Annotated in this window: 21 protein-coding genes; 9 read left to right on the top strand and 12 right to left on the bottom strand. The window is 72.9% G+C overall.

From position 1 onward, the window contains the following. Positions 1-46 precede the first annotated feature (46 nt). Positions 47-919: an endonuclease/exonuclease/phosphatase family protein gene (locus tag ACZ51S_RS30140; protein ID WP_468475953.1), complete on the top strand. Its 873-nt coding sequence runs from the start codon at positions 47-49 to the stop codon at positions 917-919. Between the two features lie 144 nt (positions 920-1,063). Then, positions 1,064-1,783: a class E sortase gene (locus tag ACZ51S_RS30135; protein WP_468962546.1), complete on the top strand. Its 720-nt coding sequence runs from the start codon at positions 1,064-1,066 to the stop codon at positions 1,781-1,783. A gap of 36 nt (positions 1,784-1,819) precedes the next feature. On the opposite strand, the gene ACZ51S_RS30130 is transcribed toward ACZ51S_RS30135, so the two are convergent. The 7 genes from ACZ51S_RS30130 to ACZ51S_RS30100 form a co-directional block, all read right to left on the bottom strand. Beyond that, positions 1,820-2,437 carry a nucleoside/nucleotide kinase family protein gene (locus ACZ51S_RS30130; RefSeq protein WP_468475955.1) on the bottom strand — a complete coding sequence of 206 codons (618 nt, stop codon included), beginning with the start codon at positions 2,435-2,437 and terminating at the stop codon, positions 1,820-1,822. 126 nt (positions 2,438-2,563) lie between these two features. Further along, entirely contained in the window at positions 2,564-5,113 is a 2,550-nt protein-coding gene (locus ACZ51S_RS30125; protein WP_468962544.1) for an acyl-CoA reductase, read from the bottom strand. Beyond that, positions 5,110-6,258, bottom strand: coding sequence for a LuxE/PaaK family acyltransferase (locus ACZ51S_RS30120; protein WP_468475957.1), 1,149 nt, complete (start codon positions 6,256-6,258; stop codon positions 5,110-5,112). The genes ACZ51S_RS30125 and ACZ51S_RS30120 overlap by 4 nt, the downstream gene beginning before the upstream one ends. After that, positions 6,255-7,406 carry a GNAT family N-acetyltransferase gene (locus tag ACZ51S_RS30115; RefSeq protein ID WP_468475958.1) on the bottom strand — a complete coding sequence of 384 codons (1,152 nt, stop codon included), beginning with the start codon at positions 7,404-7,406 and terminating at the stop codon, positions 6,255-6,257. Before ACZ51S_RS30115 ends, ACZ51S_RS30120 begins: the two co-directional genes overlap by 4 nt. Continuing rightward, positions 7,403-8,698 (bottom strand): MFS transporter, encoded by a 1,296-nt coding sequence (locus ACZ51S_RS30110; RefSeq protein ID WP_468962542.1) that lies wholly within the window; start codon positions 8,696-8,698, stop codon positions 7,403-7,405. Before ACZ51S_RS30110 ends, ACZ51S_RS30115 begins: the two co-directional genes overlap by 4 nt. Then, positions 8,695-9,954: a phenylacetate--CoA ligase family protein gene (locus tag ACZ51S_RS30105; protein WP_468962540.1), complete on the bottom strand. Its 1,260-nt coding sequence runs from the start codon at positions 9,952-9,954 to the stop codon at positions 8,695-8,697. The genes ACZ51S_RS30110 and ACZ51S_RS30105 overlap by 4 nt, the downstream gene beginning before the upstream one ends. 304 nt (positions 9,955-10,258) lie before the next feature. Further along, on the bottom strand, positions 10,259-11,188 hold the full coding sequence (locus ACZ51S_RS30100) for an AraC family transcriptional regulator (protein WP_468475961.1): 930 nt from the start codon (positions 11,186-11,188) through the stop codon (positions 10,259-10,261). Positions 11,189-11,306: 118 nt separating this feature from the next. Between ACZ51S_RS30100 and ACZ51S_RS30095 the strand changes: the two genes are divergently transcribed. Then, entirely contained in the window at positions 11,307-11,987 is a 681-nt protein-coding gene (locus ACZ51S_RS30095; protein ID WP_468962538.1) for an NAD(P)H oxidoreductase, read from the top strand. A gap of 98 nt (positions 11,988-12,085) precedes the next feature. On the opposite strand, the gene ACZ51S_RS30090 is transcribed toward ACZ51S_RS30095, so the two are convergent. Beyond that, the gene (locus ACZ51S_RS30090) at positions 12,086-13,372 is read right to left on the bottom strand and encodes a phytase (protein ID WP_468475962.1); all 1,287 of its coding nucleotides are present in this window, start codon (positions 13,370-13,372) and stop codon (positions 12,086-12,088) included. Between the two features lie 228 nt (positions 13,373-13,600). Here ACZ51S_RS30090 and ACZ51S_RS30085 point away from each other — a divergent pair, with 228 nt between their 5' ends. Further along, a complete protein-coding gene (locus ACZ51S_RS30085) occupies positions 13,601-13,861 on the top strand; it encodes a hypothetical protein (protein WP_468962536.1) in 261 nt (86 codons plus the stop codon). Between the two features lie 116 nt (positions 13,862-13,977). Here ACZ51S_RS30085 and ACZ51S_RS30080 read toward each other — a convergent pair whose 3' ends face one another. Beyond that, positions 13,978-15,390 carry an aminopeptidase P family protein gene (locus tag ACZ51S_RS30080; protein WP_468475964.1) on the bottom strand — a complete coding sequence of 471 codons (1,413 nt, stop codon included), beginning with the start codon at positions 15,388-15,390 and terminating at the stop codon, positions 13,978-13,980. 150 nt (positions 15,391-15,540) lie between these two features. On the opposite strand from ACZ51S_RS30080, the gene ACZ51S_RS30075 reads away from it, so the two are divergent. Continuing rightward, a complete protein-coding gene (locus tag ACZ51S_RS30075) occupies positions 15,541-16,524 on the top strand; it encodes a LuxR family transcriptional regulator (protein WP_468475965.1) in 984 nt (327 codons plus the stop codon). Between the two features lie 135 nt (positions 16,525-16,659). On the opposite strand, the gene ACZ51S_RS30070 is transcribed toward ACZ51S_RS30075, so the two are convergent. After that, entirely contained in the window at positions 16,660-17,787 is a 1,128-nt protein-coding gene (locus ACZ51S_RS30070) for an NADH:flavin oxidoreductase (protein WP_468962534.1), read from the bottom strand. Between the two features lie 183 nt (positions 17,788-17,970). Here ACZ51S_RS30070 and ACZ51S_RS30065 point away from each other — a divergent pair, with 183 nt between their 5' ends. The 3 genes from ACZ51S_RS30065 to ACZ51S_RS30055 all read left to right on the top strand — a co-directional run bounded on the left by ACZ51S_RS30065 (position 17,971) and on the right by ACZ51S_RS30055 (position 19,455). Continuing rightward, positions 17,971-18,450: a MarR family winged helix-turn-helix transcriptional regulator gene (locus ACZ51S_RS30065; RefSeq protein WP_468802340.1), complete on the top strand. Its 480-nt coding sequence runs from the start codon at positions 17,971-17,973 to the stop codon at positions 18,448-18,450. A 78-nt stretch (positions 18,451-18,528) separates the two neighbouring features. Next, positions 18,529-18,786: a hypothetical protein gene (locus ACZ51S_RS30060; protein WP_468802272.1), complete on the top strand. Its 258-nt coding sequence runs from the start codon at positions 18,529-18,531 to the stop codon at positions 18,784-18,786. A 171-nt stretch (positions 18,787-18,957) separates the two neighbouring features. Further along, complete coding sequence (locus tag ACZ51S_RS30055; protein ID WP_468475968.1) at positions 18,958-19,455, top strand: DUF7822 domain-containing protein; 498 nt, start codon at positions 18,958-18,960, stop codon at positions 19,453-19,455. 204 nt (positions 19,456-19,659) lie between these two features. On the opposite strand, the gene ACZ51S_RS30050 is transcribed toward ACZ51S_RS30055, so the two are convergent. Continuing rightward, the gene (locus tag ACZ51S_RS30050) at positions 19,660-20,001 is read right to left on the bottom strand and encodes a HopJ type III effector protein (protein ID WP_468802274.1); all 342 of its coding nucleotides are present in this window, start codon (positions 19,999-20,001) and stop codon (positions 19,660-19,662) included. Positions 20,002-20,227: 226 nt separating this feature from the next. Beyond that, entirely contained in the window at positions 20,228-20,905 is a 678-nt protein-coding gene (locus tag ACZ51S_RS30045; RefSeq protein WP_468802275.1) for a hypothetical protein, read from the bottom strand. A 301-nt stretch (positions 20,906-21,206) separates the two neighbouring features. On the opposite strand from ACZ51S_RS30045, the gene ACZ51S_RS30040 reads away from it, so the two are divergent. Continuing rightward, positions 21,207-21,818, top strand: a complete 612-nt coding sequence (locus ACZ51S_RS30040; protein WP_468962531.1) for an SGNH/GDSL hydrolase family protein — start codon at positions 21,207-21,209, stop codon at positions 21,816-21,818. The last annotated feature ends 171 nt before the right edge of the window (positions 21,819-21,989 follow it).

The raw sequence follows: 21,989 nt of genomic DNA, 5'->3' as shown, positions 1-21,989 counted from the left end.
CGTCGAGGCCGCCGTGTGAGGATGTACGTCCACATCCGGGGAGGCGATGGTGCTGAGCAGGGGCGCGCGGTGGGCCGCGGGCGCGATGACCGCGGTGTGCCTGATGCTGCTCCTCGGTCCCGGCGCACCGAGCCGTGGCGTCCCACACGCCGGATCCCTGCCGTCCGGCGCCGCCCCGGAGGCCGTACCGAACCGGGTCGCCACGTGGAACATCTGCAATCCGTGCGGCGGGAGCGGGCGCAACGCCGGCCGGGCGACGGAGATCGCCACGTACGCGCCGCAGGTCATCGGCCTGCAGGAGGCGTGCGTACGTGACGTCGAGCAGATCCGCGGGTACCTGGAGCAGGTGCACGGGCTGGTCTACCGGGTCGCGTACGGGACGGTCCAGCGGAACTGGAAACGCTGCGGCGGAATGCCCTGGCGGCCGGGCGGCTTCGGCCAGGCGATCCTCTCGGCGGCGCCGATGACGGACCGGGTGAGCGCCGAATACCCCGACGGCGGCTCCGAGGACCGCGGCTACCTGGCCGTCACCACGCTGGTGGGAGGCCTGCCCGTCCGCGTCTTCAACACCCACCTCGCCGAGCGCCGGCAGGAGGAGGTGCGAGCGGGCCAGGTGAGGGTGCTCGCCGCGGAATTCGCCCGCCACGACCGCGCGATCGTCCTCGGCGACTTCAACGCCGTGCCGCACGCGCCCGAACTCGGCCCGATGTGGGCCCTGGCCCGCGACACGGACCCCGGCTGCCGCCCCTCCACCGCCGGAACCGGCGCGTGCGCGACGACCACCGACTGGAACAGCAAGTTCGACTACGTGTTCCTGCGCGGCCTCACCCCGCGCACGCACCGCGTCCACCCCAGCCCGCACTCGGACCACCACGTGGTGCACGCCGACCTGGACCCCGGCCGGCTGCCGACCCGCTGATTCCGGGGCGCGCTCCGGCCCCGGGCGGGGAGCCAGGTCACAGGACGGGGCTCTTATGGTCCCTTCCGCCGTATGTCACCCTGGCAGGGGGAACCGGGTCCCCCGCCTGCCGCACGACCCGGCCGACCGACACGGAACCGCCCCATGACCCTGCCGCTGCCCTCCCGAGCCGTACCCGCCGTACTCGTCGGCGCCGTCGTCGCCCTGCTGGCCGCGTGCGGGCCTTCGGCCGCCGCGGGCACAGCCGCCCCGCCCGTCTCCTCCGCCTCGCACACGTCCGCCCCGGCAGCGCCCCCGGCGGCTCCCGCGACGCCCTCCGCGCCGGCGCCCGAGCCCGTGCCGAACCGGGAGTCGACGCTGTCCATACCCTCCGTGGGGATCGCCGGACTCCGCGTCGTGCCCTACGAGGGCACGACCGACGACGCACCGGGGACCCGCATACAGGACCGGGGCGTGGCGGCCAGCCCGTACGGGAAGGGCGGCGGAACCGGCCCCGGCCGGGTGGGCAATTTCCTGGTCACGGCGCACCGCCTCTCGGCGGGCGGCCCGCTGCGCGACCTGCCCGCCGTGGACGAGGGCGACACGGTCCTGGTGACCTCGGGCGGCCGGACGTACACCTACGAGATCGTCGAGACCCGCAAGACGTCCTTCCGCTCCGCGCGCTCGCTGAGCGAGCAGCGCGCCGCCGTGCCCGGGAAGCCCGGGACCGCCCCCACCCAAGCCATGATCACGATCTCCACCTGTGCCACGCCCGAGGATCACGCCGAGGGGAACTTCTGGAGCGACGCGCAGGGCAACCCCGAACACCGCATCGACAAGATCGGCGTCCTGCGCAGGACCTCCGGGCCCGCACCCGCCTCCTGACACGGGCCGCCGGGAGCGCCCCTCCGCACGCGTACGTCAGCCCGGGTCGATGACGAGATCGGCGCGGTGGCGGCCGCGCGCGACGAGCCGGGCGTTGGCCTCGTCGGACCGCGCCACCCAGGCGCGGGCGTCCGCAGGGTCCTTGCCGTGCCGTACGTGCCGGCCGACGAGGCGGTCCACCCGCAGGGCCTCGTCCGGGGCGAGGTACCAGGCCTCGTCCAGGAGAGGCCGTACCGGCGCCCAGCCGGCCGCGTCGTGCAGCAGGTAGTTCCCCTCGGTGATCACCAGGGGTACGGCCGGCCCGACGGGGATGCTGCCCGCGACCGGGTCCTCCAGCGAGCGGTCGAAGGCGGGCGCGTACACGGTGACCCCCTCGGGCGTGCGCAGCCGGCGCAGCAGGCAGACGTAGCCGGCCGCGTCGAAGGTGTCCGGCGCCCCCCTGCGGTCGGCCCGCCCCAGCCGGTGCACCTCGGCCTGCGCGAGGTGGAACCCGTCCATCGGCACCACCACGGCCCGCTCCGGCCCGAGCGCCCCGGCGATCCGCGCCGCCAGCGTCGACTTCCCGGCTCCCGGCGGCCCGGCGATGCCGAGGATCCGCCGGCCGCCCCGGTCGGCCAGCGCACCGGCCCTCATGATCAGTTCCGTCGTCCGCACGTCCGTATCCTGCCCGAGGCCTGGGCCCGCCCGCGCGGCCCCCCGGCCCGGCCCCGGCCCTGCGCCCCGGCCCCGGTCGTCGGACCAGGGCCGGAGGTGGCACCGGTGCCGGCAGGCGGACACGCGCTACCGGCGTGCGTCCACCACCGCGAGGAGCTTGCCACTGGCCGGGCTGCGGTCCAGCGACGCACCGTCGACCGCCTCGACCACCAGCTCCAGCAGCCGCTCCGTCACCGCCGAGCGGAGCTCCGGGTAGCCGGCCAGGAAGACCGCCCGCAGTCGCTCCGGATCGGTCGCCGGCGTCCGCTCCACCCGTACGGTCAGCCGCTCGCGCACGTCCGTACCGTCGAGTCTGATCTGCAACTCGCCGCGGTGGCCGCCCTGTTCCTCGGCCATGGCCAGGAAGCGGCGGTAATTGAGGAAGTACGTCGCCACCCGCATCACGTCACCGGTGCGCCCCATCAGCTCGAAGCGGGGAGCGTGCCGGCCACAGGCGCAGCGGCCCGGGAGCTCCCGGCCGAGGTCGCCTATCAGGTACCGGCCCAGGTGCTGCCCGCGCCGGGCGTGCGTGGTGAAGACCAGCCGGCCCGTCTCGCCCGGGGGCACCGGCCGGTCCTCGGCCACGTCCACGATCTCCATAGTGTGGAGGTCGGCGTGCAGGTGGTGTACGCCGCCGGAGCTCTCGGTGCACTGGTAGCCCAGCGGGCCGAGGTCGGTGCTGCCGTACGTGATCGAGCGGACGGTCTCGATGCCGAACTCCTTCCTCAGCGTCCGCCGCTGCTCCTCGGTGAAGTGCTCGCCCCCGTAGAAGACCTTGCGCAGGCCTCCGTACGCGCGCAGCGCGTCCGCCTCCGCGTGCAGCAGCTGCCACAGGTAGGAAGGCATGCCGAAGAGGGTGTCGGCCCGGTGCTCGATGAGGGCCCGGGCCGTGGCCCGGTGGTCCGGTCCCGCGGCCAGCGGCAGCTGTACGCCGCCGAGCCGTTCCAGCACGGAGAAGAAGCTGATGAAGCTGCCGTACATGCCGCCGCTGTAGAAGAGGTTGGCGGTGCGGTCCCCGACCGGGTCGTAGCCGGCGGCGAGCAGGCCGCGGGCTGCGGCGTGCATCTGGGTGTCGTAGTCGTCGTAACTGAAGACCGACAGGGCGGGAGCGCCCGTGCTGCCGCCGCTGCGGAAGTAGAGCTCGGCATCGGCCCGGGCAGGCTCCCGCACGTCCTGCTTGCCCGTCAGCGGGCCCGTCGGCAGCGGCAGGACGACGGGCCGGGCCAGGTCGTCGAGGCAGGCGGTGGTGGCGAAGCGGACCGGGTCGGCCTGGACGGCGACGCGGCGGCTGTAGCGCTGCAGGGCGTAGACGCCGTCGTGCGGCTCGCCCGCGTAGCTCTCCAGCATGGCGCCGACCGGCGTGACGCGGGTGACGCCCGCGGCCAGCGCCGTGCGGGAGAGCTCGGCGATGTCGGACCGGCTGCCCGCGATGCCCGCCGTCTGGAGGTAGCGGCGCATCGGCCGCAGGGTGGCGATCATCCGCTCGCGGGGCAGCGGCTTGACCCACACGGTGCGGTGCAGCGGCGAGGCCGTCAGCGGCGACCGGGTGTCGGCCATGACCCGCCACGAGCCGTCGGGCGCGGCGAAGACACGGGTCAGGCCCAGGTGCTCCTCCAGCCGGGCCACCAGCTCGGTGGTGGTCAGCTCGGCGGCCTCGGCCGGGTCCGGTTCGCCCTCCGGGGCGGTGCCCGCGGCCGGCGGGCGGGCCGCGAGCACCGCGGCGAAACGCTCGGCGAAGGCGAACACCTCGCCCTCGTCCTCGGTGTCGAGGTAGACCACCTGGGGGCTGGAACACGCCTGCTGCTCGTGCAGGCACACGTCGTCCGCGAGGGCGCCGAGCGTGCCGGCGTCCGACCAGACGTCACCCGTCAGGTACGCGAAGGAGATCCGGTGCCCCCACTCCACCAGCCGGCAGCCGGCCGGCACGTGGGCCGCGACCCCTTCGACGGCGTCTTCCCCGCCCCACACGGCGACGGCGTCCGCGGGCGCGCACATCAGGCGCAGCCACTCCTGCCGGGAGGACGGGAAGCGCAGGACGACGACCCGTGCGGCCAGCGCGCCGCTGGGATCGAGGGCCGCGAGCTCGGCCATCAGGTGCTGCGTCAGGAGGGTGTCGGCGCCGCTGGTCTTGAGGACGTTGACGTTGCCGGCGAGCAGCCCCTCGACGATGCTGAGCGGCGCGACCGTTGCGGCGTTGCCCGGGGCGATGTGGGCGACCAGGCCGACGGGCGCCCACGCCTCGTAGACCGTCTCGCGCGGATCGGCCCGGTTCAGCCGGCCGGGAGTCGCGCTGCCGAGCTCGCGGCGCACCTTGCGGGTCAGCTCCCGCCGGCCCAGCAGCCCGCCGAGCTCGGCCAGGACGGCCTGGTCCTCTCCCGCGGGCAGGTGCGCGGCCAGCCGGGCGCGCACCGGGTGCGCCGGGTCGCACAGGGCGGTGGCGAGGGCGTCGCAGGCGGCCAGCACGGTCTCCGTCTCCAGCACCGTGGCCAGCGCGGCCTCGACGGCGGCCGGCAGGGCCGCGAGACGGCGCCCGGCCTCCTCGTCCCCGATGAACTCACCCTGCCAGTAGTGCTGCGCGGCGGTGCCGCCGCCGTGCCGCTCGTACGCGGCCCCCGTCATGGTCTCCGTCACGGTCACGCCATGCCCTTCATCAGTTCCGCTGCGGCCACCGCGCAGCTGCGGTTGCGGCTCACCCCGGCACGGCCGTGGACGGTGAACCAGGGGGTCTCCAGCTCGCACCCGCAGGCGTCGCCCGGCTGGAGGGAGGCGAGGTCGCCCATGACCACGCTCTGCGCCGGCACCGAGGTGATGTACGGCGACACGAGGTGCAGGTAGCCCCGCTCCCCGTACGGCAGGGCCTCGAGCGTGCGCGTGGAGCGGATCGTCACCCGGGACCACACGGGGGCGTGCAGCCGGTGGTGGCCGCACTCGATGTACGGGACGCAGTGCTCCACCGACCCGAAGGTGTCCCGTATCCGCTCGCCCGGGATGCCGAGCTGCTCGGTGACGCGGGCGTACAGCTCCTCCTTGCCGATGCGCCGGTCGGCGTGCCCCTTCCAGCCGCCGCCGAGGACCACGAGGGAGCCCTCGGGCAGGCGCAGCGGAGGCAGCCCCATGGCCCGCATCCGCTCCAGGGTGAAGAAGAGGAAGGCCGGGAAGCCGAGGATGCGGACCGGGGCGTCCTCCCGCTCGAAGCGGCGCAGCGCGGCGATGCAGCCGAAGGGGTCGAACTCGTGGTCGCCGCCGGTGTTGCGCAGGGCGTACTCGACGCTGCGCGCCGGGGCGAAATCGCACAGGTAGTTGTCGGTGAAGGCGGTCCCGAGGTTGAGGGAGGGGGCCGGTTCGTAGCTGTACAGGAGGTAGTTGACCTCCTGGTCGGGGGTGATCCAGCCGTTGCGCTCGAAGATCCGGGCGACCATCCGCTGGGCGGAGCGGATCGTCCAGTGGTCGAAGAACATCTGCGACTTCTGACCGGTGGTGCCGGAGGAGGTCAGGTGCAGCTCGACGTCCTCGCGCGGGACGGAGAGCACCTCGTGCCGCTTGAAGAAGTTCGCGTGGACGAGCGGGGCCCGGTACGGCCGCGCCGGGGGAGTGGCCTCGTACAGCGAGCGGAAGAAGGCGGAGCGCTCGGCGTGCCAGGCGTTGGTCTCCGCCATGGCGGCGGCGAACAGCTCGTCCTCCGCGGGCCCGAAGGCGTACGGGTCGGTCAGGTCGCACAGCTGTTGTACGTGCGGCAGGAGGGCCGGGTCGGGGACGGCGACCGGCGCGAGATGGGGGTTCATGGGGCAACCTCGGATGATGTGGGCAGGTGCGTCGACGCCCAGGCCGACACGTAGCAGTCCAGATAGGGCTGGAGGGGCGGCTCGACGGCCACGCCGCGGAAGTCGATGCGCTCGCTGGAACGGGACAGGACGGCGTAGTCGTGGAAGCCGTCGCCATCGGCGCGCATCGCCGGGTAGATGGCCCCGGCGACGAACCCCTCGGACAGGAAGGCCGAGAGGACCTCCTGGTGCGCGAGCGGCACCAGCGCCTCGACGTAGCCCGCGCCCGCGCGGGCCAGGGCCCGGGTGACGGGTTCGAGGCACGCGGCCGCGGCGGCCGGGTCGGGGTGGGCGGTCAGCAGGGAGCAGTATCCTCCGGCGCGGTTCAGGTAGGCGTAGACCTCGAAGCGGCCGTCCTCGGGCGTGAGCAGCACGTTCGGGGTGTGCAGCGGGTAGAACCAGCCCTCGGCGCCCGGAAACCGCTCGCGGAAACGACGGCGTACGAAGGCCGGTGCTTCGATCATCTCCAGCCGGTCGCCGGTGCCCCGCGGCACGGGCGGCGGAGCCGGCTGCGGGCCGGCGGCGGCCCGCACCCCGGGGTAGCCGATGCCCAGCGCGGCCTCGGCGGTGCGCAGCAGCGGCAGGAGCGGGGCGGGCACTTCGGGGACGGGGATCCGGCGATCCAGCACCCCGGCCGAGTGACGCGCGTAGAGTGCGAGGCTTTCGCGGCTGCTGAGATCCACCGCGTTGGGCAGGATGCCCAGCGGCCGGAATCCGTTGCGTGCGACGACGCGCTGCGGGCCGGCGCTGACGGTGCGCACCGTCGCGTACACCGAGTCCAGCCGCCCGGTGTCCAGCATGCCCGCGCACAGGGCCCCGGTCAGGGCGGCGGCCAGGCCCGACGAGCGGTGCTCGGGGTGGACGGCGATGCCCTCCAGGCGGCCGATGCGGCTGCCCGCCTCACCGTGGATGGCGGCGGACGCGGTCAGGGCCCCGGTGCCGGCGCAGCGGCCGACGAGCCACAGGGAGTACGGGTCCTCGATGAGCCGGGCCATTTCGGCCGGGTCGGTGCCCAGGGCCACGGGGTAGTGCGGTCCGTAGACGGCGTAGTACAGCTGGCGCAGTTCGGCGATGTCCGAGCAGGCGGCGGGGGTGATGACGGGGCTCACCGCTCGCCTCCGGCGGGTTCCGCCGCGGCCGGCGCGGCCGCGGGGGACCTCAGCAGGACCAGCGCGCAGGCCGCGGGGACCAGTCCGGCGCCCTGTACCAGGCACAGCGTCCGGGGGGAGAGGAAGTCGCCGGCGAAGCCGAACGCCAGGGACGCCACGGGCAGGGAGGCGCCCAGCACGGCCTGCATCACGGCGAAGAAGCCCGGCTTGTCGGCCGGCGGTACCAGCCGCTGGAAGAGGGCGACGAAGCGGACGCTGACGGCCCCGGCGCACCAGCCGGCCACGGCCAGGCAGCCCGCGACGGCCGGGCGGTGCGGGACCAGCCCCGGCAGCGCGAGAGCGAGGGCCATCAGGCCCAGGCAGTACGCACCGGCGACCCTGGGGCTGCCCGGCACACGGGTGCCGGTGAAGGCGCCCACGAGCGCACCGGCGCCCAGCGAGGCCTCCAGCAGGGCCACGGTGCCGCCGCCGCCCGCGAGGACCGAGCGGGTGTACAGGGGGATGACGACGAACACGGCGGTGGTGAAGAGGTTCGCCGCGGTGAAGCAGATCAGGATCCGCCGTACGTAGGGGAGTTCCGCGAGGATGCGGCGCAGCGAGCGCCGTTGCGTCGGGGCCGGCGCGCCGCCTCCGACGTCCGGCACGACGGTACGGAAGCGGGCGCTCGTGACGAGCAGTGCGGCGCCGAGGTAGGCGGCCGCGCAGCCGACGGCGAGCCCTGCCACCCCGGCCCGGTCGACCGTCAGGGCACCGAGCAGCGCACCGCCGAGCCCGGCCAGGGACTGGGTGGACAGCTCGAAGCCGGTGGCGGTCTCGATGTCGGCGTCGTCGACGAGTTCCGGCACCGAGGTGGTCAGGCAGGGGTCGAAGAACGCCTGGCAGGTCGCCAGGGCGAGACCGGCGGCGTACACGGTGGCGAGCGGCAGGTCACCGCCGTACGCCCACAGCGCGAGGGCACCCGAGGCGGACCCGGCCAGGGCGGCGGCGTTCCGCAGTACCGAACGGTGCGCGGACCGGGCGACGGCTGCTGCCACCACGGGCGCGAGCACCACGGCGGGCAGGGTGCAGGCCGCCATGAACAGCCCGGAGGCGAGCCCCCGCGCGTCCTGCACGGCGTGGGCGACGATCCACCAGGACACCCCGACCTGGAACATCCGTACGGCGGCCTGGGTGAGCATCTGGCCGAGCCACACGGCGCCGAAGGCACGGTTGCGCAGGACCAGTGGAGCACGACGCCCGCCGCCCACGGCCGCCCTCTCCGTTCCGGTCCCGGCCACGGGTACGGCGGTCATGCGGTCGGCCTCTCGTCGAGGACCCGGACGAGCTTGCCCGAGCGCGGGTTGACGGCGAGGTCGCGGTGGCGCACCCACTCCACGGACAGAGGGTGCACGAACCCGGCGCGCACGCTGTCCGGATACAGCGGCCGGACGTTCTCCAGCTCCGCGACGACGGCGTCGGCCAGCTCCTTCCGGCCCTGGCCGGGGGCCGTCGCCAGCCGCAGGACGAGCCCGTCGCGGCCGTCCCAGCGGCGTACGACGAGCTGTGTGCCGACCACGTGCCCCGCGGTGTCCGCCGCGGCCACGGCGTCCTGGGCGTCCTGGGTGTACAGGGAGACGGGACCCACCCGAACGCCCTCCTCGGCGCGGCCGAGTATCCGGAAGTGCCCGGGTCCGCTGCCGGTCCACTCGGCCCGGTCGCCCGCGGGGTAGCGGATGATCGGCATGAGGCGGCGGAAGAGACTGGTGACGACGACCCGGCCGGACCGGCCCGGTTCGGTGATGGGCTCGTCGGTGGAGTCGTCGAGGATCTCTACGGCCGAGTACGGCGTGAAGGCACGGTGCACCCGGGCGTCGGAGCCGGCCACGGGGCGGCCGAGCAGGCCCGCGTCGACGCTGGCGTACCCGACGGAACGGACCTCGGCACCGGGGAACGCGGCGGCCAGCAGGCGCCGCTGGTCGTCGAAGAGGGCCTCCCCGCCGAAGAGGAGCAACTCCACCGAGTCGAGCCGCACACTGGACGACACCGCCTGTTCGGCGAGCCGGCACAGGGTGGTCGGTGTTCCGGCCAGCACCTGGGCGCCGAGATCGCGCAGCGCGGGGATCGTCGACTCCAGCGGCGCGCCGCCGCCGATGGGCAGGCGGACGTTGTCCACGGGCGCGTGGGTGAGCGAGTCGAGGACGAAGAGGAAGCTGGCGTACAGCTCCCCGGCGTAGAAGAGGTCGGCGACGCGGTGTCCCGGGCGCAGACCCGTGTCCACGAGTCCCTGGCCGAAGGCGGTGACGAACGTGCGCCACTCGTCACGTGTGTAGACGGAGAACTTGGGGGACCCCGTGGTGCCGCCGGTCTTGTAGACCGTGGCCTCGCTGAGCGGGCCGGTCAGCACACGGCTGTCGTGGAGGGTGTTTGCCGCCCAGAACGCTTGCTGGTCGACCACCGGCAGGTCGGTGAGGTGGTCGATGTGCTGCGGCAGGGACGCGTAAAGGTCTTGGTAGAAGGGCGAGTTGTGGCGGGCGAAACGTATGAGGTCCGAGAGCTGCTGGGCGGACATGGGCCTTTGCCTAGGTGACGTGAACGGGACGGGAGACACGGCGGGGCGTGGTGGGAGCGGGAACGCTCCTGCTGGCTCGGCCGGTGTGAACGAGGGCCCCCCGGCGCCCCGTCTCCTCGATGCGCGTCAAAGTTGACGCGCAGTCACGATGATGAAACATCAGTGCCCTTGTCACCAAATTGGGCAAAGGTTTCCGGCCATGGCGGCCCTTTTCATTAGAATTTCAAGTAACTGTCGCCTCGGTGGTGGGTGGGAAGGCCCCGCGGCCGCCGCTCCGCGGGGTTCCTTCGGCGGGCCCCGGGACTCAGGCCGCCGCGGCGCGGAACGTACTCGGGCTCAGGCCCTTGTTGCGTTTGAACGCGGCACTGAAGCCGAAGGCGTCGGCGTAGCCGACGGACCTGCCGATCTGGGCGATGCTGAGATCGGTGTCCGTCAGCAGTGACTCGGCCTCGTCCATACGGCATTCGGTGAGGTAGGCGAGGGGCGGACGGCCCATCAGCCGGGTGAAGCGCCTGGCGAACAGGGCCCGGGAGACCCCCGACCGAGCGGCCAGCGACGCGACCGTCCAGGACTCCGCGGGCCGGTCGTGGAAGGCTTGCAGGGCGGGCGCGAGGACGGGGTCGGCCAGACCCCGGTACCAGCCGGGCGCGTCGGCGCCGGCCTGGTCGAACCAGGTGCGCAGCGTGCACACCAGCGCCCAGTCGAGGAGCCGGTCCATCAGTGCCTGCGAACCGGCCGAGAGCCGGGCGGCGTCGATGGCGGCCGTCTCCAGCAGGGCGCAGACCTCGGCGTCCTCATGGATCACCAGGACGGGCGGCAGGGTCCGCAGGAGCCGCTCGTGGCGGTGGCCCGAGGCGCGGTACGCGCCCACGATCAGCGTGGTCGCCTCCGCCGAGTCGGCGCCCCAGCGGATACCGCCGAGTTCCTGGGCGGTGCACTCGGCGTCGGAGGTGAAGCAGGCGATCTCGTACGCGGCATGGGAGCCGTGGACGCTGCCGGGCCGGTCCGCGAGATGGAACGGCGCGGATCCGCTGACGATGGCCGTGTCGCCGGTCCCGACCGCCCGCTCGGTGCCGTCGGGCAGCAGCAGGGTGCCCCCGCCGCGCAGCACGCTGATCATCGTGAGCGGTGCGTCGTCGGCGAAGCGGACGGTCCAGGGCGCCGTCAGTACGGCGTGGCTGACGACCGAGCCTTCGGCCCGGATGCCACTCAGCAAGTAACTCAAGGGATCCACGCGGGAATCGTAGACGATCTCCTATGTTCCGGAGCGTTTCTCCCATGGATCATCTACGCCATCGCGGCTGTACTGGATCCGTCGAACCGAGCAGAACCAGAACCAGCCAGGAGACATCGTGACGCAGCACGGCAGCGATGCCAGGACGGCCCTCGTGGTCGTCGCGCACCACCGCACCGATTCCCTCACCGCGCACACGGCCCGCCGTGCCGCCGCCCGGCTCGAAGCCGCCGGGTACCGCATCGACCTGCTCGACCTGCACGCCGAGGGGTTCGACCCCCGGATGAACACGTCGGACCAGCCGGACTGGGGCAACAGGGAGAAGCCCTACTCGGACGAAGTGCACGCCCACATGCGGCGCATCCTCGACGCCGATGTCATCATCGCCGTCTTTCCGGTGTACTGGCAGACCGTGCCCGCGATCCTCAAGGGGTGGATCGACCGCGTGTGGAACTACGGGTTCGCCTACGGCCGCAGCAAGCCCCGCCTCGCCGGCAAGCGCATCCTGTGGCTGGGCCTGGCCGGTGCCACTGCCGACGACCCCGTCGTGGAAGGGATGCACGCCCTCCTCGAAACCAATCTGAGCGAAGGCATCGCCTACTACTGCGGCTTCTCGTATTCCACCGTGGGCCTCCTCACCGGCGCGGAGGAGCGCCCCCAGCGCGTCGACACCGAGGGCAACCTCCTGATCGGCGAGGCGGTCGCGGGCGCCGAGCGGGAGGCACAGTACGCCGACCTCGACCGGCGTGCCGGGGAGTTCGTGGAACGGTTCGTCGCCGAGGAGCTCGTGACGGTCTGACCGTCAGGGCCCGTGCGCGCTGGTGGCGCGGCGGACGGCCCCGGCCGACGCTCCGCGCGGCGGGGGCGCGGTCCGGGCACGGCCCCCGCCGCGGCGGTTCAGCCGATGACCTTCAGGACCTCACCCAGGTCGACGAACTTGAAGCCGGTGGCCTCGCGGTCGCCGTCACCGGGGGTCTCCTGGCCGTCCTGGACGACCAGCAGACCGTTGGGGTAGCGCGCGCCGAGGGGCGCGTTCAGGGCGGCGGCCCCGTCACAGACCTCCGAGCCGTCGAGCGCGGCGGAGGCTCCGGTGATGCGGAAGGCGCCTTCGAACTCGTTGTGGTCGTCGCGCTCGCGGTCGTAGGCGACGAAGGTGTTGTCGCCCTGGCTGGAGGCCAGCAGGTAGCCGTCCCCGTCAGCCTCGGTGACCAGGGTGAGGCCCTCGACGTCGGCCGTCAGGCGCTTGCCGCCGTAACCGGGGTCGGCGCCCGGGGTGCACTCCTCGGTCTCCGGGTCGTAGGTGCCCGGAACGCCGTACTCGCGGACCTTGTCGATCAGCTTCGGCGTACCGGTGAGGCCGGCGTCGATGCGCCAGATGCCGACGTCCTCCTGCCCGGCGTAGAGGGTGCCGTCGGCGGGGTCGACGGCCATGCCCTCGACCTGCGGAAGCTCGCCCGGCTCGCCGCAGGGCGCCCAGGAGGCACCGTTGGGCAGGCGGAAGGAGGCCGGCAGATCGAGCGTACGGACCTGCCGGTAGCCGACGGTGCCGGCCGGGGTGGGGAGCAGCTCGAGCAGGGCGATCCGCGTGCGGTTGCGCTGGCTGACCATGGCGTAGGAGCGGCCGGTCCTGCGGTCGGTCCAGGTGGCCAGGCCGTAGGCCGTCTTCTGCTCGTTGATCTCGGCCTGGTCGGCGGAGAAGACCGGGCGCGCGCCGGGGTCGGTGATGTCGGTGAGCGGGCCGCCGGGCCGGTCCCGGTCGATCCGGTAGACGCGCAGCCGGTCGTTGCCGCGGTCGCTGACCACCGCGACGTCGGCGGGGCCGGCGGGCAGGCGCAGGCCCTGGACCAGGTCGACGTTGTTGAAGCGGCCGGGCGCGTCGTCGGCGCCCGGTCCCGCCGGGGCGGGGATCGACTGCACCTGGTGCGCGTCCAGGTCGTAGACCCGGAGGCCGCCCTGCTTGGCGGTGGCGACGACCAGGCTGCGGCCGGGGTCGGCGGTGTTGCGCCAGATCGCCGGGTCGTCCGCGTTGGCGTCGCCGCCGGCCTCGTCGTCGTACAGGGGAGCGGTCTCGGCCTTCGGCCTGACGGTGCTGATCGAGGAGGCCTGCGCCGGGAGCGCGAAGGAGGCAGCGAGTGCCGTGCAGAGCACGAGCGCGGAGGCGCGGGCTGCCAGACGTATCGTCATGTTTCTTCCTTGATAGGGGTTCGCCCTGGTAAGGGAGACGCTCGCTGGATCGCTTGTCATGGCCGCGACCGTAGAGTTTCCGGTAGTTGAACGCGCAGCGAAACCCCCAGGGACCGCGGGGCTCCCGGGGCGCCGTCCCGGTCCGCGGTCACGACGGCGGGTGGACGGACCTCTGACGAGCGTAGGCTTACGATCACTGTTCTTCCAGCGGAGGAGAGTTGGCCGGCCGTGATGCCCCCGTGCTGCTCGATCTGCCGCGCGTCCCTCAGGGACCACGACTACGAGACCTTCACGCTCGTGTACTTCCGTGCCGTGGCTCCACCGCTCGATCACGAGGGGCATCCGGAGAACGCCGTCTGGTTCTGCCAGGACCACGTCCGGTACACCGAGGGCAAGACCCACATGAGCGCCGTCCTGGCCATGGTCCACGTACGCGCCGCGATCCGGCGCAAAGCCCGGAACCCCTGGCCGCTCCCCAGCCTGCCCTGAGCCCCGCCCGCCGCCCGGGGATCCCGGGACGGCACGAGGCCCCCGCCGTGACCGGCAGGGGCCTCCGCTCTGCTGCGAGCGCCGCGAGCGCTACGGGTCCTGCGTCCCGTACGCCGTCAGCCCGCGACGCGCGCCATCCACGCCTCGACCTCGTCCGCCGAGCGAGGCAGCCCCGCCGAGAGGTTCTCGTGGCCGTCGGCGGTCACCAGCAGGTCGTCCTCGATCCGGACCCCGATGCCGCGCCACTCCTTCGGCACCGTGAGGTCGTCCGGCTGGAAGTACAGGCCCGGCTCCACCGTGAGCACCATGCCCGGCTCCAGCACGCCGTCGACGTACTCCTCGTTGCGCGCCTCGGCACAGTCGTGGACGTCCAGGCCGAGCATGTGCCCGGTACCGGCCATGGTGAAGCGGCGCTGCAGGCCCAGCGCGTAGGCGCGGTCCGCCGGGCCCTCGATGAAGCCCCACTCGACGAGCTTCTCCGCCAGGTACCGCTGTGCCGCCACATGGAAGTCGCGGTACGAGGCCCCCGGCTTGACGGCGGCCATGCCCGCCTCCTGCGCCTCGTACACCGCCTCGTACACCGTGCGCTGCACGGGCGTGAACGTGCCGCTGATCGGCAGGGTGCGGGTGACGTCGGCGGTGTAGAGGGTGTGCGTCTCCACGCCGGCGTCGAGCAGGAGCAGGTCACCGGGGCGCACCGGGCCGTCGTTGTCGGTCCAGTGCATGATCGTGGCGTGCTCGCCCGCGGCGCAGATCGAGCCGTAGCCGACGGAGTTCCCCTCCAGCCGGGCGCGGCGGAAGAAGGTGCCCTCGATCCACCGCTCGGAGGACGCCACCGCCCGCGAGAGCTCGCCGACGCAGTCGGTGAAACCGCGCACGGTGGAGTCCACCGCCTTGCGCATCTCCCCGATCTCCCAGGCGTCCTTGACCAGGCGGAGCCCGCTCAGCGCCTCCTCCAGTTCGGCGTCGCGCTCCGGGTCGGTGGTGACGGCGGCCTCCAGCACCGGGTCGATCCCGCGGACGATCCGGGTGGGAACCCCGGAGGCGGCGGCCAGGTCGCCCGCCGCGCTGCGGACGTCACGGCAGGACAGCCCGAGCACGCGCTCCGACTCGGCGAGGGAGCGGCGGCGGCCCGTCCACAGCTCGGCGGTGTAGCCCAGCCAGAACTCGTCGGTGTCCCGGCCGTCGCGCGGCAGCTGGTAGCAGTACGCGTCGTGGCCGCCGTCCGCGCGGGGCTCGAGGACGAGCGCCCCGTCGCGGGCCTGGTCCCCGGTCATGTGGACGTAGCCGGAGTACGGGCGGAACGGGTAGAGGTCGTCGTTCGAGCGGGCTTTGAGGTTGCCGGAGGGGATCACCAGCCGCTCGCCGGGGAAGCGCGCGGAGAGCGCGGCACGGCGGCGCGCCGCGTACGGGGCCTGCTCGTCGAGCGGGAGGCCGTGCCGTTCGGTGTCCGCCCAGCCCGTCCTCATCAGCGCGGACAGTTCCTCGGAAACCTCCGAGTAGAGGCCGTTCTTGCGACCCTTCGCCACGTCGTGCACCTGCTTCCGGATGTATTCGACTTGCCGGGAAGCCCCGGCGGCCCCCGGACGGTACTGCGGGAAGGCACGCCGGGGAGGACCGTCCGTGCCAATGGCACTGGTCGGCCACTGCTGCCCCTGTGGTCCTCGATAATGCGGAGCATGGCGAACGCGAAACTCGGCGAGGCCCTGCGGATGCTGGGCATCGGCCCCGCGGCGGGCCGCGTGTACCTGACACTGCTCGAAGCGGCTCCCGCTCCGCTCACCGAGATCGGGGAGGCGGCCGGGCTGGACGGTGACGCGTTCGCCGCGGCCTACGGCGAGCTGGTCGACGCGGGGCTGGCCAGCGCCGCCGAGGAGGGCGCGGACGTGGTGGCGCCGGTGCCTCCCGCCGCCGGCCTGGAGATCCTCGCCCGGCACCGGGCGGCGGAGCTCGAGGGATCACGCATCGCCGTGGGCGGCGCGTTCGAGTCGTTCCGCCGCCAGCGGCTCGCCGCGTACAACGACAACCTCGTCGAGGTGGTGACCGGTGACGCCATCGGCCCGAGGATGCGCCACGCCTGGGCCAGTGCCCGCGAACAGATCCGCCAGCTCGACTCGCCGCCCTACTTCCCGCTGGCCGGAGCCCTCGACGACGCGCTGGCGACCCTCGCCCGCGGTGTTACGCAGCGGGTCGTCTACTCGAAGGCCTCGCTGGAGGTGCCCGGGCAGCTGGAGACGGCCATCGAGCCGTGCATCGAGGCCGGCGAGCAGGCCCGGGTCGCCCCGGCGGTCCCCGTCAAGCTGGTGATCATCGACGAGGCGTACGCGCTGGTGTCGCTGTCGATCAGGGAGGCGGACGTGCACAACACCATGCTGGTGGTCCAGCCGTGCGGGCTGCTCTCCGCGCTCCTCGCCCTGTTCGAGCAGACCTGGCAGCAGGCCCTTCCCTTCCACGGCCGCGCCACCCGCCCGGCGGGCCTGCCGCCGTCCGACCGCCGGCTGCTCCGCCTCCTCGCGGGCGGCGCGAGCGACGAGGTCATCGCCCGCGAACTGGGGATCAGCCGCCGCACCTTCTTCCGCCGGCTCCAGGTCCTGATGGCCCGCCTGGGAGCCGAGAACCGCTTCCAGATGGCCCTTCAGGCACAGCGCAGCGGCTGGCTGTGAGCACCGGCGCGGGACGCCACGTACGCACCGCGGAGCGCGGCGACGCCCCGTGACACCGGCGGACCGACGTCACGGGGCGTCCTCATACCGGCCGCCGGTAGCCATTTCCGGCTACCGGCTACCGGCTACCGGCTATCAGCTGAGCGACTTGAGCGCCGCCGCGTCGTACGGCTTCAGCTCGTCGAAGCGGTTGCCGAGGACCTTCGCCGCCCACTGCGGGTCCTGGAGCAGCGCCCGGCCGACGGCGACCATGTCGAACTCGTCGCGCTCCATGCGGTCCAGGAGGTTGTCGATGTCGCCGAGTGCCGCGCCCTCGCCCGTGAAGGCGCGGATGAAGTCCCCGTCGAGACCGACCGAGCCGACGGTGATGGCCGGCCGGCCGGTGAGCTTCTTGGTCCAGCCCGCCAGGTTCAGGTCCGAGCCCTCGAATTCCGGGAGCCAGTAGCGCCGGGTGGAGGCGTGGAAGACGTCGACTCCGGCCGCCGCCAGCGGGGCCAGGATCGCCTCCAGCTCCTCCGGGGTCTGCGCGAGCCGTGCGTCGTAGGCCTCCTGCTTCCACTGCGAGTAGCGGAAGATCACCGGGAAGTCGGCCGGGACGCGCTCGCGGACCGCCGCCACGATCTCCGCGGCGAACTTCGTACGGGCGACCGCGTCGCCGCCGTACGCGTCGGTGCGGCGGTTGGTCCGCTCCCACAGGAACTGGTCGAGCAGGTAGCCGTGGGCGCCGTGCAGTTCCACGCCGTCGAAGCCGATCCGCACGGCCTCCGCGGCGGCCTCGGCGAACGCGCCGATCACGTCGTCGAGGTCGGCGAGGGTCATCGCCTTGCCGGTCCCCTCGGTGCCGTCCACGCGGATGCCGGACGGGCCGACGGCGGGCGCGTCGGCGTACGGCGCGTCGCCCTGGTTGCGCACCATGCCTATGTGCCACAGCTGGGGCACGATCGTGCCGCCGGCCGCGTGCACGGCCGCGGCGACCTCCCCCCACGCCGCCAGCTGCTCCTCGCCGTGGAACCGCGGCACCCGGTCGCTCTGTCCGGCGGACTCGTGACCCACGTACGTTCCCTCGGTGATCACCAGGCCCACACCCGCGGCGGCACGGCTGGCGTAGTACGCCCGCACGTCCTCGCCGGGTACGCCGCCGGGCGAGAACATCCGCGTCATCGGCGCCATCGCGATGCGGTTGGGGACGGTCAGACCGTTCAGCGTGACCTGCCGGGACAGGATCTCGGCCGCGCGGGAGGCGGTGGACGTGGTGACGGTCATGCGGGTCCTCCGGGTTGAGACTGTGGCTCGTCGGGGTGACAACCTGGAGTGCATAGTACACATGCTATGTATCATGCATATTGAGGTGGGTGGGGTCATGGGTCTGGGGGTCCCCGCGTCCGGGATAATGAAGCGCCGGAAGGAGCGTGAGGCGCGGTGCTGGAGAAACTGGAGCGGGAGCTGATGCTGCTCTCACGGCACCAGGTGCTGGCCCGGCGCGACCGCGACCCTGAACGCCTGGAGCGGTCCGCGTACCTGCTGCTCAGCAGGATCGACACCCAGGGCCCGATGTCCATCGGACAGCTGTCGGAGGCCTTCGGCCTCGACACCTCGACCGTGAACCGCCAGACGGCCGCACTGCTGCGCTGCGGACTGGCCGAGCGCGTCGCGGACCCGGACGGCGGCATGGCCCGCAAGCTGCGCATCACCGCCGAAGGCGGTCGCCGGCTCGCCGCGGACCGCGAGGTCAACCGGTCCTGCCTGGCCCGGGTGGTCGCCGACTGGTCCCCCGAGGAGATACAGGAGCTGGAGGACGTGCTGGTCCGGCTCAACCGGAGCGCGGAGGCCCTGGAAGGACGGCACTGGCCGCGCGCGGAAGAAGACGGCACCCGCCCCGAGTGCCACCCCCAGGCCCCGCGCGAACCCGTACCTCCCGCCCCGTAGGAACGCGCCTCCCGCCCCGGCCGCAAGCACCGTCAGAGCGCGGCCCGCGACCTCCGCGCCTCGTACGCGCAACAGCTGGTGGTGCTGCTGATCGGGCTGGTCGGTGACCTTCAGGACCGGATCGCCCGGCTGGGCGCGGTGCCGGACGCCGAGCAGCGGACGGCACCGCTGGCCGAGCAGCTGCGGGTCGCCGCAGCCGAGCTTGACGTGGCCCGTCGGGGCCGGCGCGAGGCCGATAGCCGGCTTGCCCGGGCGGAGCGGGAAGGCGTTCTCCTCCAGGAGCGGCTCGCTCGGCTCCGGCTGCGGCACAGACTGCGGACGAGGTGCCGTCGGTGACCGCATCCAGCTCGCCCATTCCCAGGCTGCGCCCAAGGCCACTGCGGGCGAAGGGATTCGAGGGCGCGCCCGGGCCGACCGTACGGCGTCGCCGACGGAACAGGTATGTCGGACCCCGGTGTTAGGGTCGCCGCCATGGCAAACCGTTCATATCTCTACTCTGCCGATTCAATGCCGACCGGGGACGACATCCCCAAGCCGATCCGGTGCGTATCCGAGCACAACTGGGGCATCCCGCTCGCCCACAAGCTCATGGCCGGATACGGCACGACCATCGTCCCCTCCATGATCTGGAGCCCCCGGATCGGCATCGCCGCGGACTACGACAGGGGCGCCGCCCTGCTCCGCGACCTCCTGCAGGCGGTCGGGCAAGGGCTCGAGGGCGACGACGAGTTCGCCACGTGCGTGGAAAAGACCACGGGACACCTGGAAAGGCAACGGGCGGGGTACTTCATCCTGGAGACCGGCGAGATGATCTCCATCACGGACGAGGATCCGGTGGCGGGGGTGCAGCGTCTCGTCTCGGCCGAGATTCCCGCTGCCGTCGCCCAGGCCGAGGCGGCGATCGCCGGCGAGAACGACGACTGGCTCGCCTCGGTCCGCGCCGACTGGGAGGAACACTTCGGGTCCTTCTACAGCAGCGCGCTCTACTACTCCTTCCCCGAATAAGCGGTTCCCCGGCGTCAGGAGCCGATCGCGGAGAGGGGATCCTGCCCCGACGGGGCGCGTCCGGGGCCGAGCGAAGAACCCTGCGAGGATCCGCTGCCTCCCGACCCGGCCGGTGGGGGCCGTCACAGCGAAGCGCGCGTCGGCGTCCGGCCCGTAGGGGCTGCGCCCGGCGGACGGCCTCCCCGCCCGTGTCGACGGGGCTGCTCAGCTCTTGCGGGCCAACGGCTGCCCGGCGAAGCTCACCCCTTTCAGGCCATGGGCCATGAGGTTGCGGATGTTGCCGTGATCGGTGCCGTTCGGCGTCGCCAGCACACTGCGGTAGTGCTCGCCGAATGCCAGCAGCGCCTCTTCGTCGGTCAGCCCTTCCAGCAGGGCCAGTCCGAGCGTCTTGCAGGAGCCCTCGTTCGTACCCGCGGCGTTTTCCAGCTCCCCGTTGCGGAACGCCTGCGGCTGGTACTCGTAATGCGCGGCGATGAAGGCCAAGGTGTCGGCGAACTCATGCTCACCTGACGCAAGGCTTGCTCGCAGCGAGTTCAGATCAGCCATATCGGTTCCCCTGGGGTTGAGCAGACGTCCCATTGCCGTCCGTGACCGGACGACGATACCCCCCTGTAGCCGGCCGGTCGGAATCGCTCCACATACCGGAACGCGCGCGCAGAAGAGCGGCCGGACCTGCCACGACCCACGCTCCGCATCCGTGCCCCTCGGCAGACGGGCGGAGCCCTCCCCTCCTTCGACCGCCGACGGGCAGGACGCGGCAATCGCCACGGCTTCAGCGCCTTGTAGACCGCCTTGTGGGCCGCCGCGGCCGCGGCCGCCGCTTCTCGTACGCCTCGCGGATTCCGCCGGCCAGCCCCAGCAGCACCGCCGCACCGACCAGCACCCCGGCTACGGTGCGCATGCCCCGGCCTTGGACGTGCCCGGCGGCCCGAGGGGAGACCTTGCCCTGCGGGTCGTGCACCACCGCCAGCGACGCGCCCTCCTCCGCGAGCCGTACGGGGGCGCTCAGGTGCTCCGGGCCGCCTGCGGGGCAGTCCAGGCGGTGCCCGTACGAGGTCCGGGTCGTGGTGGTCCAGTGGCCCTGGGAATCCATGGAGGAGTCCGTCTCGGTGCGCTTGGTGACCTTCAGCACGACGCAGCTGATCTCGACGCCCCGGTCCTCCAGCGTGAGGTGCCCCACGGAGACGAGCGCAAGCAACGCACCGAAACCGGCAGGGACGGCGGACAGGGAGATCAGCGAGGCCCGGCGCCGCGCGGCGACGACGGCGTGCCAGCCGAGCAGGACCAGCGGGAGGAGCAGCCCGCCCAGGAAGAACCACCAGCCGTTCAGCGACCCGTACGCCGATGCCCAGGCGACCCCGAACGCCAGGCCCGCGGTCAGCGGCGGCACGGCCACCGCCACCGCGGTCCGCCAGAGCCCGCGTGCCCATCCCCCCTGCCAGCCCGCCATGCCCGCCCCCGTGTGCTCGTACCCCTGCACTCCAGGTAACCGCGCGGGCACGGGCACGTAAAGAGCGAGGCCGTGAGCGGGGGAGACAGCGGCTGCTCCGTCGCCTTCGGCGTCTTGCAGCTGGACCGGAGAAGCCTCCCCGGCTGCGGGAGTTGTGGCCAGGCCCGGGAGCGGCTGGAGCCCCGGACCGACGTGTCCGGCGTCGAAGGCATCGTGTGGCAGGGTTTGTTCACTGATCTTGACCAGGACCTGGGCAGCCGGCTGCCGCCGGGGCCGCGACCACACATTGGAGGAGAACGGCATGATCCGCCTCTCTGCAGCACCCATGACCTGGGTGGCCACCGGGGACAGCATCACCCAGGCCGTACTGCACACCCACGGCGCGCGTGGCTGGGTGGAACACCTGCAGGAACGGGTCAGATGGGAGCTGGACCGGCTGACCGACATCGTCGTCAACACCGGCGTCTCCGGGTGGCGCGCCGTGGACGTGCTCGGTTCCTACGAGCACCTGATCGGTCGCTTCGCACCCGACGTCCTGTCCATATCGCTCGGCACGAACGACGCACGCGCCGGCCTGGCCGGGCTGGCGGAGTTCCGGGACGCCATGCGCCGGATCGTCGAGCGCACGGGTCCGGACACCCAGATCGTCCTGCACACCCCGGTGCTCGTCAGCATCGCCGGCCGCGAGGCCCGCGGCACGCTCCCGGCGTACGCAGAGGCCGTACGGGATCTCGCGAAGGAGACCGGCACGCTGCTGGTCGACCACGAGGCGTACTGGAACGCGCACTTCGACGGTGCCGACCCGATCGCCTGGCTCGATGACCCGGCCCACCCCAACGCCGTAGGCCACCTGCAGATGGCCGAGCACACGCTCCGGACCCTGGGTCTGGGGGCGCTGGACCCCCGCACCTGACCGGCAGGGAACCGGACAATCATCTGCACCGCGCGCCGAACGGGCCGTGGCGCGTTCCACGACGCCCCGTACTGAGCGGCCGGGTCGCATCCGGCCTGCCACCTCGGGGTGAACCGCGCCGTCGCATCCAAGTCACGGCCTCCGCGTCTCGATGCGTACGCGGATGCCGGC

It is taken from the genome of Streptomyces sp. NPDC034043, assembly GCF_055575675.1.
This window is presented reverse-complemented; position numbering and strand designations above follow the sequence as displayed.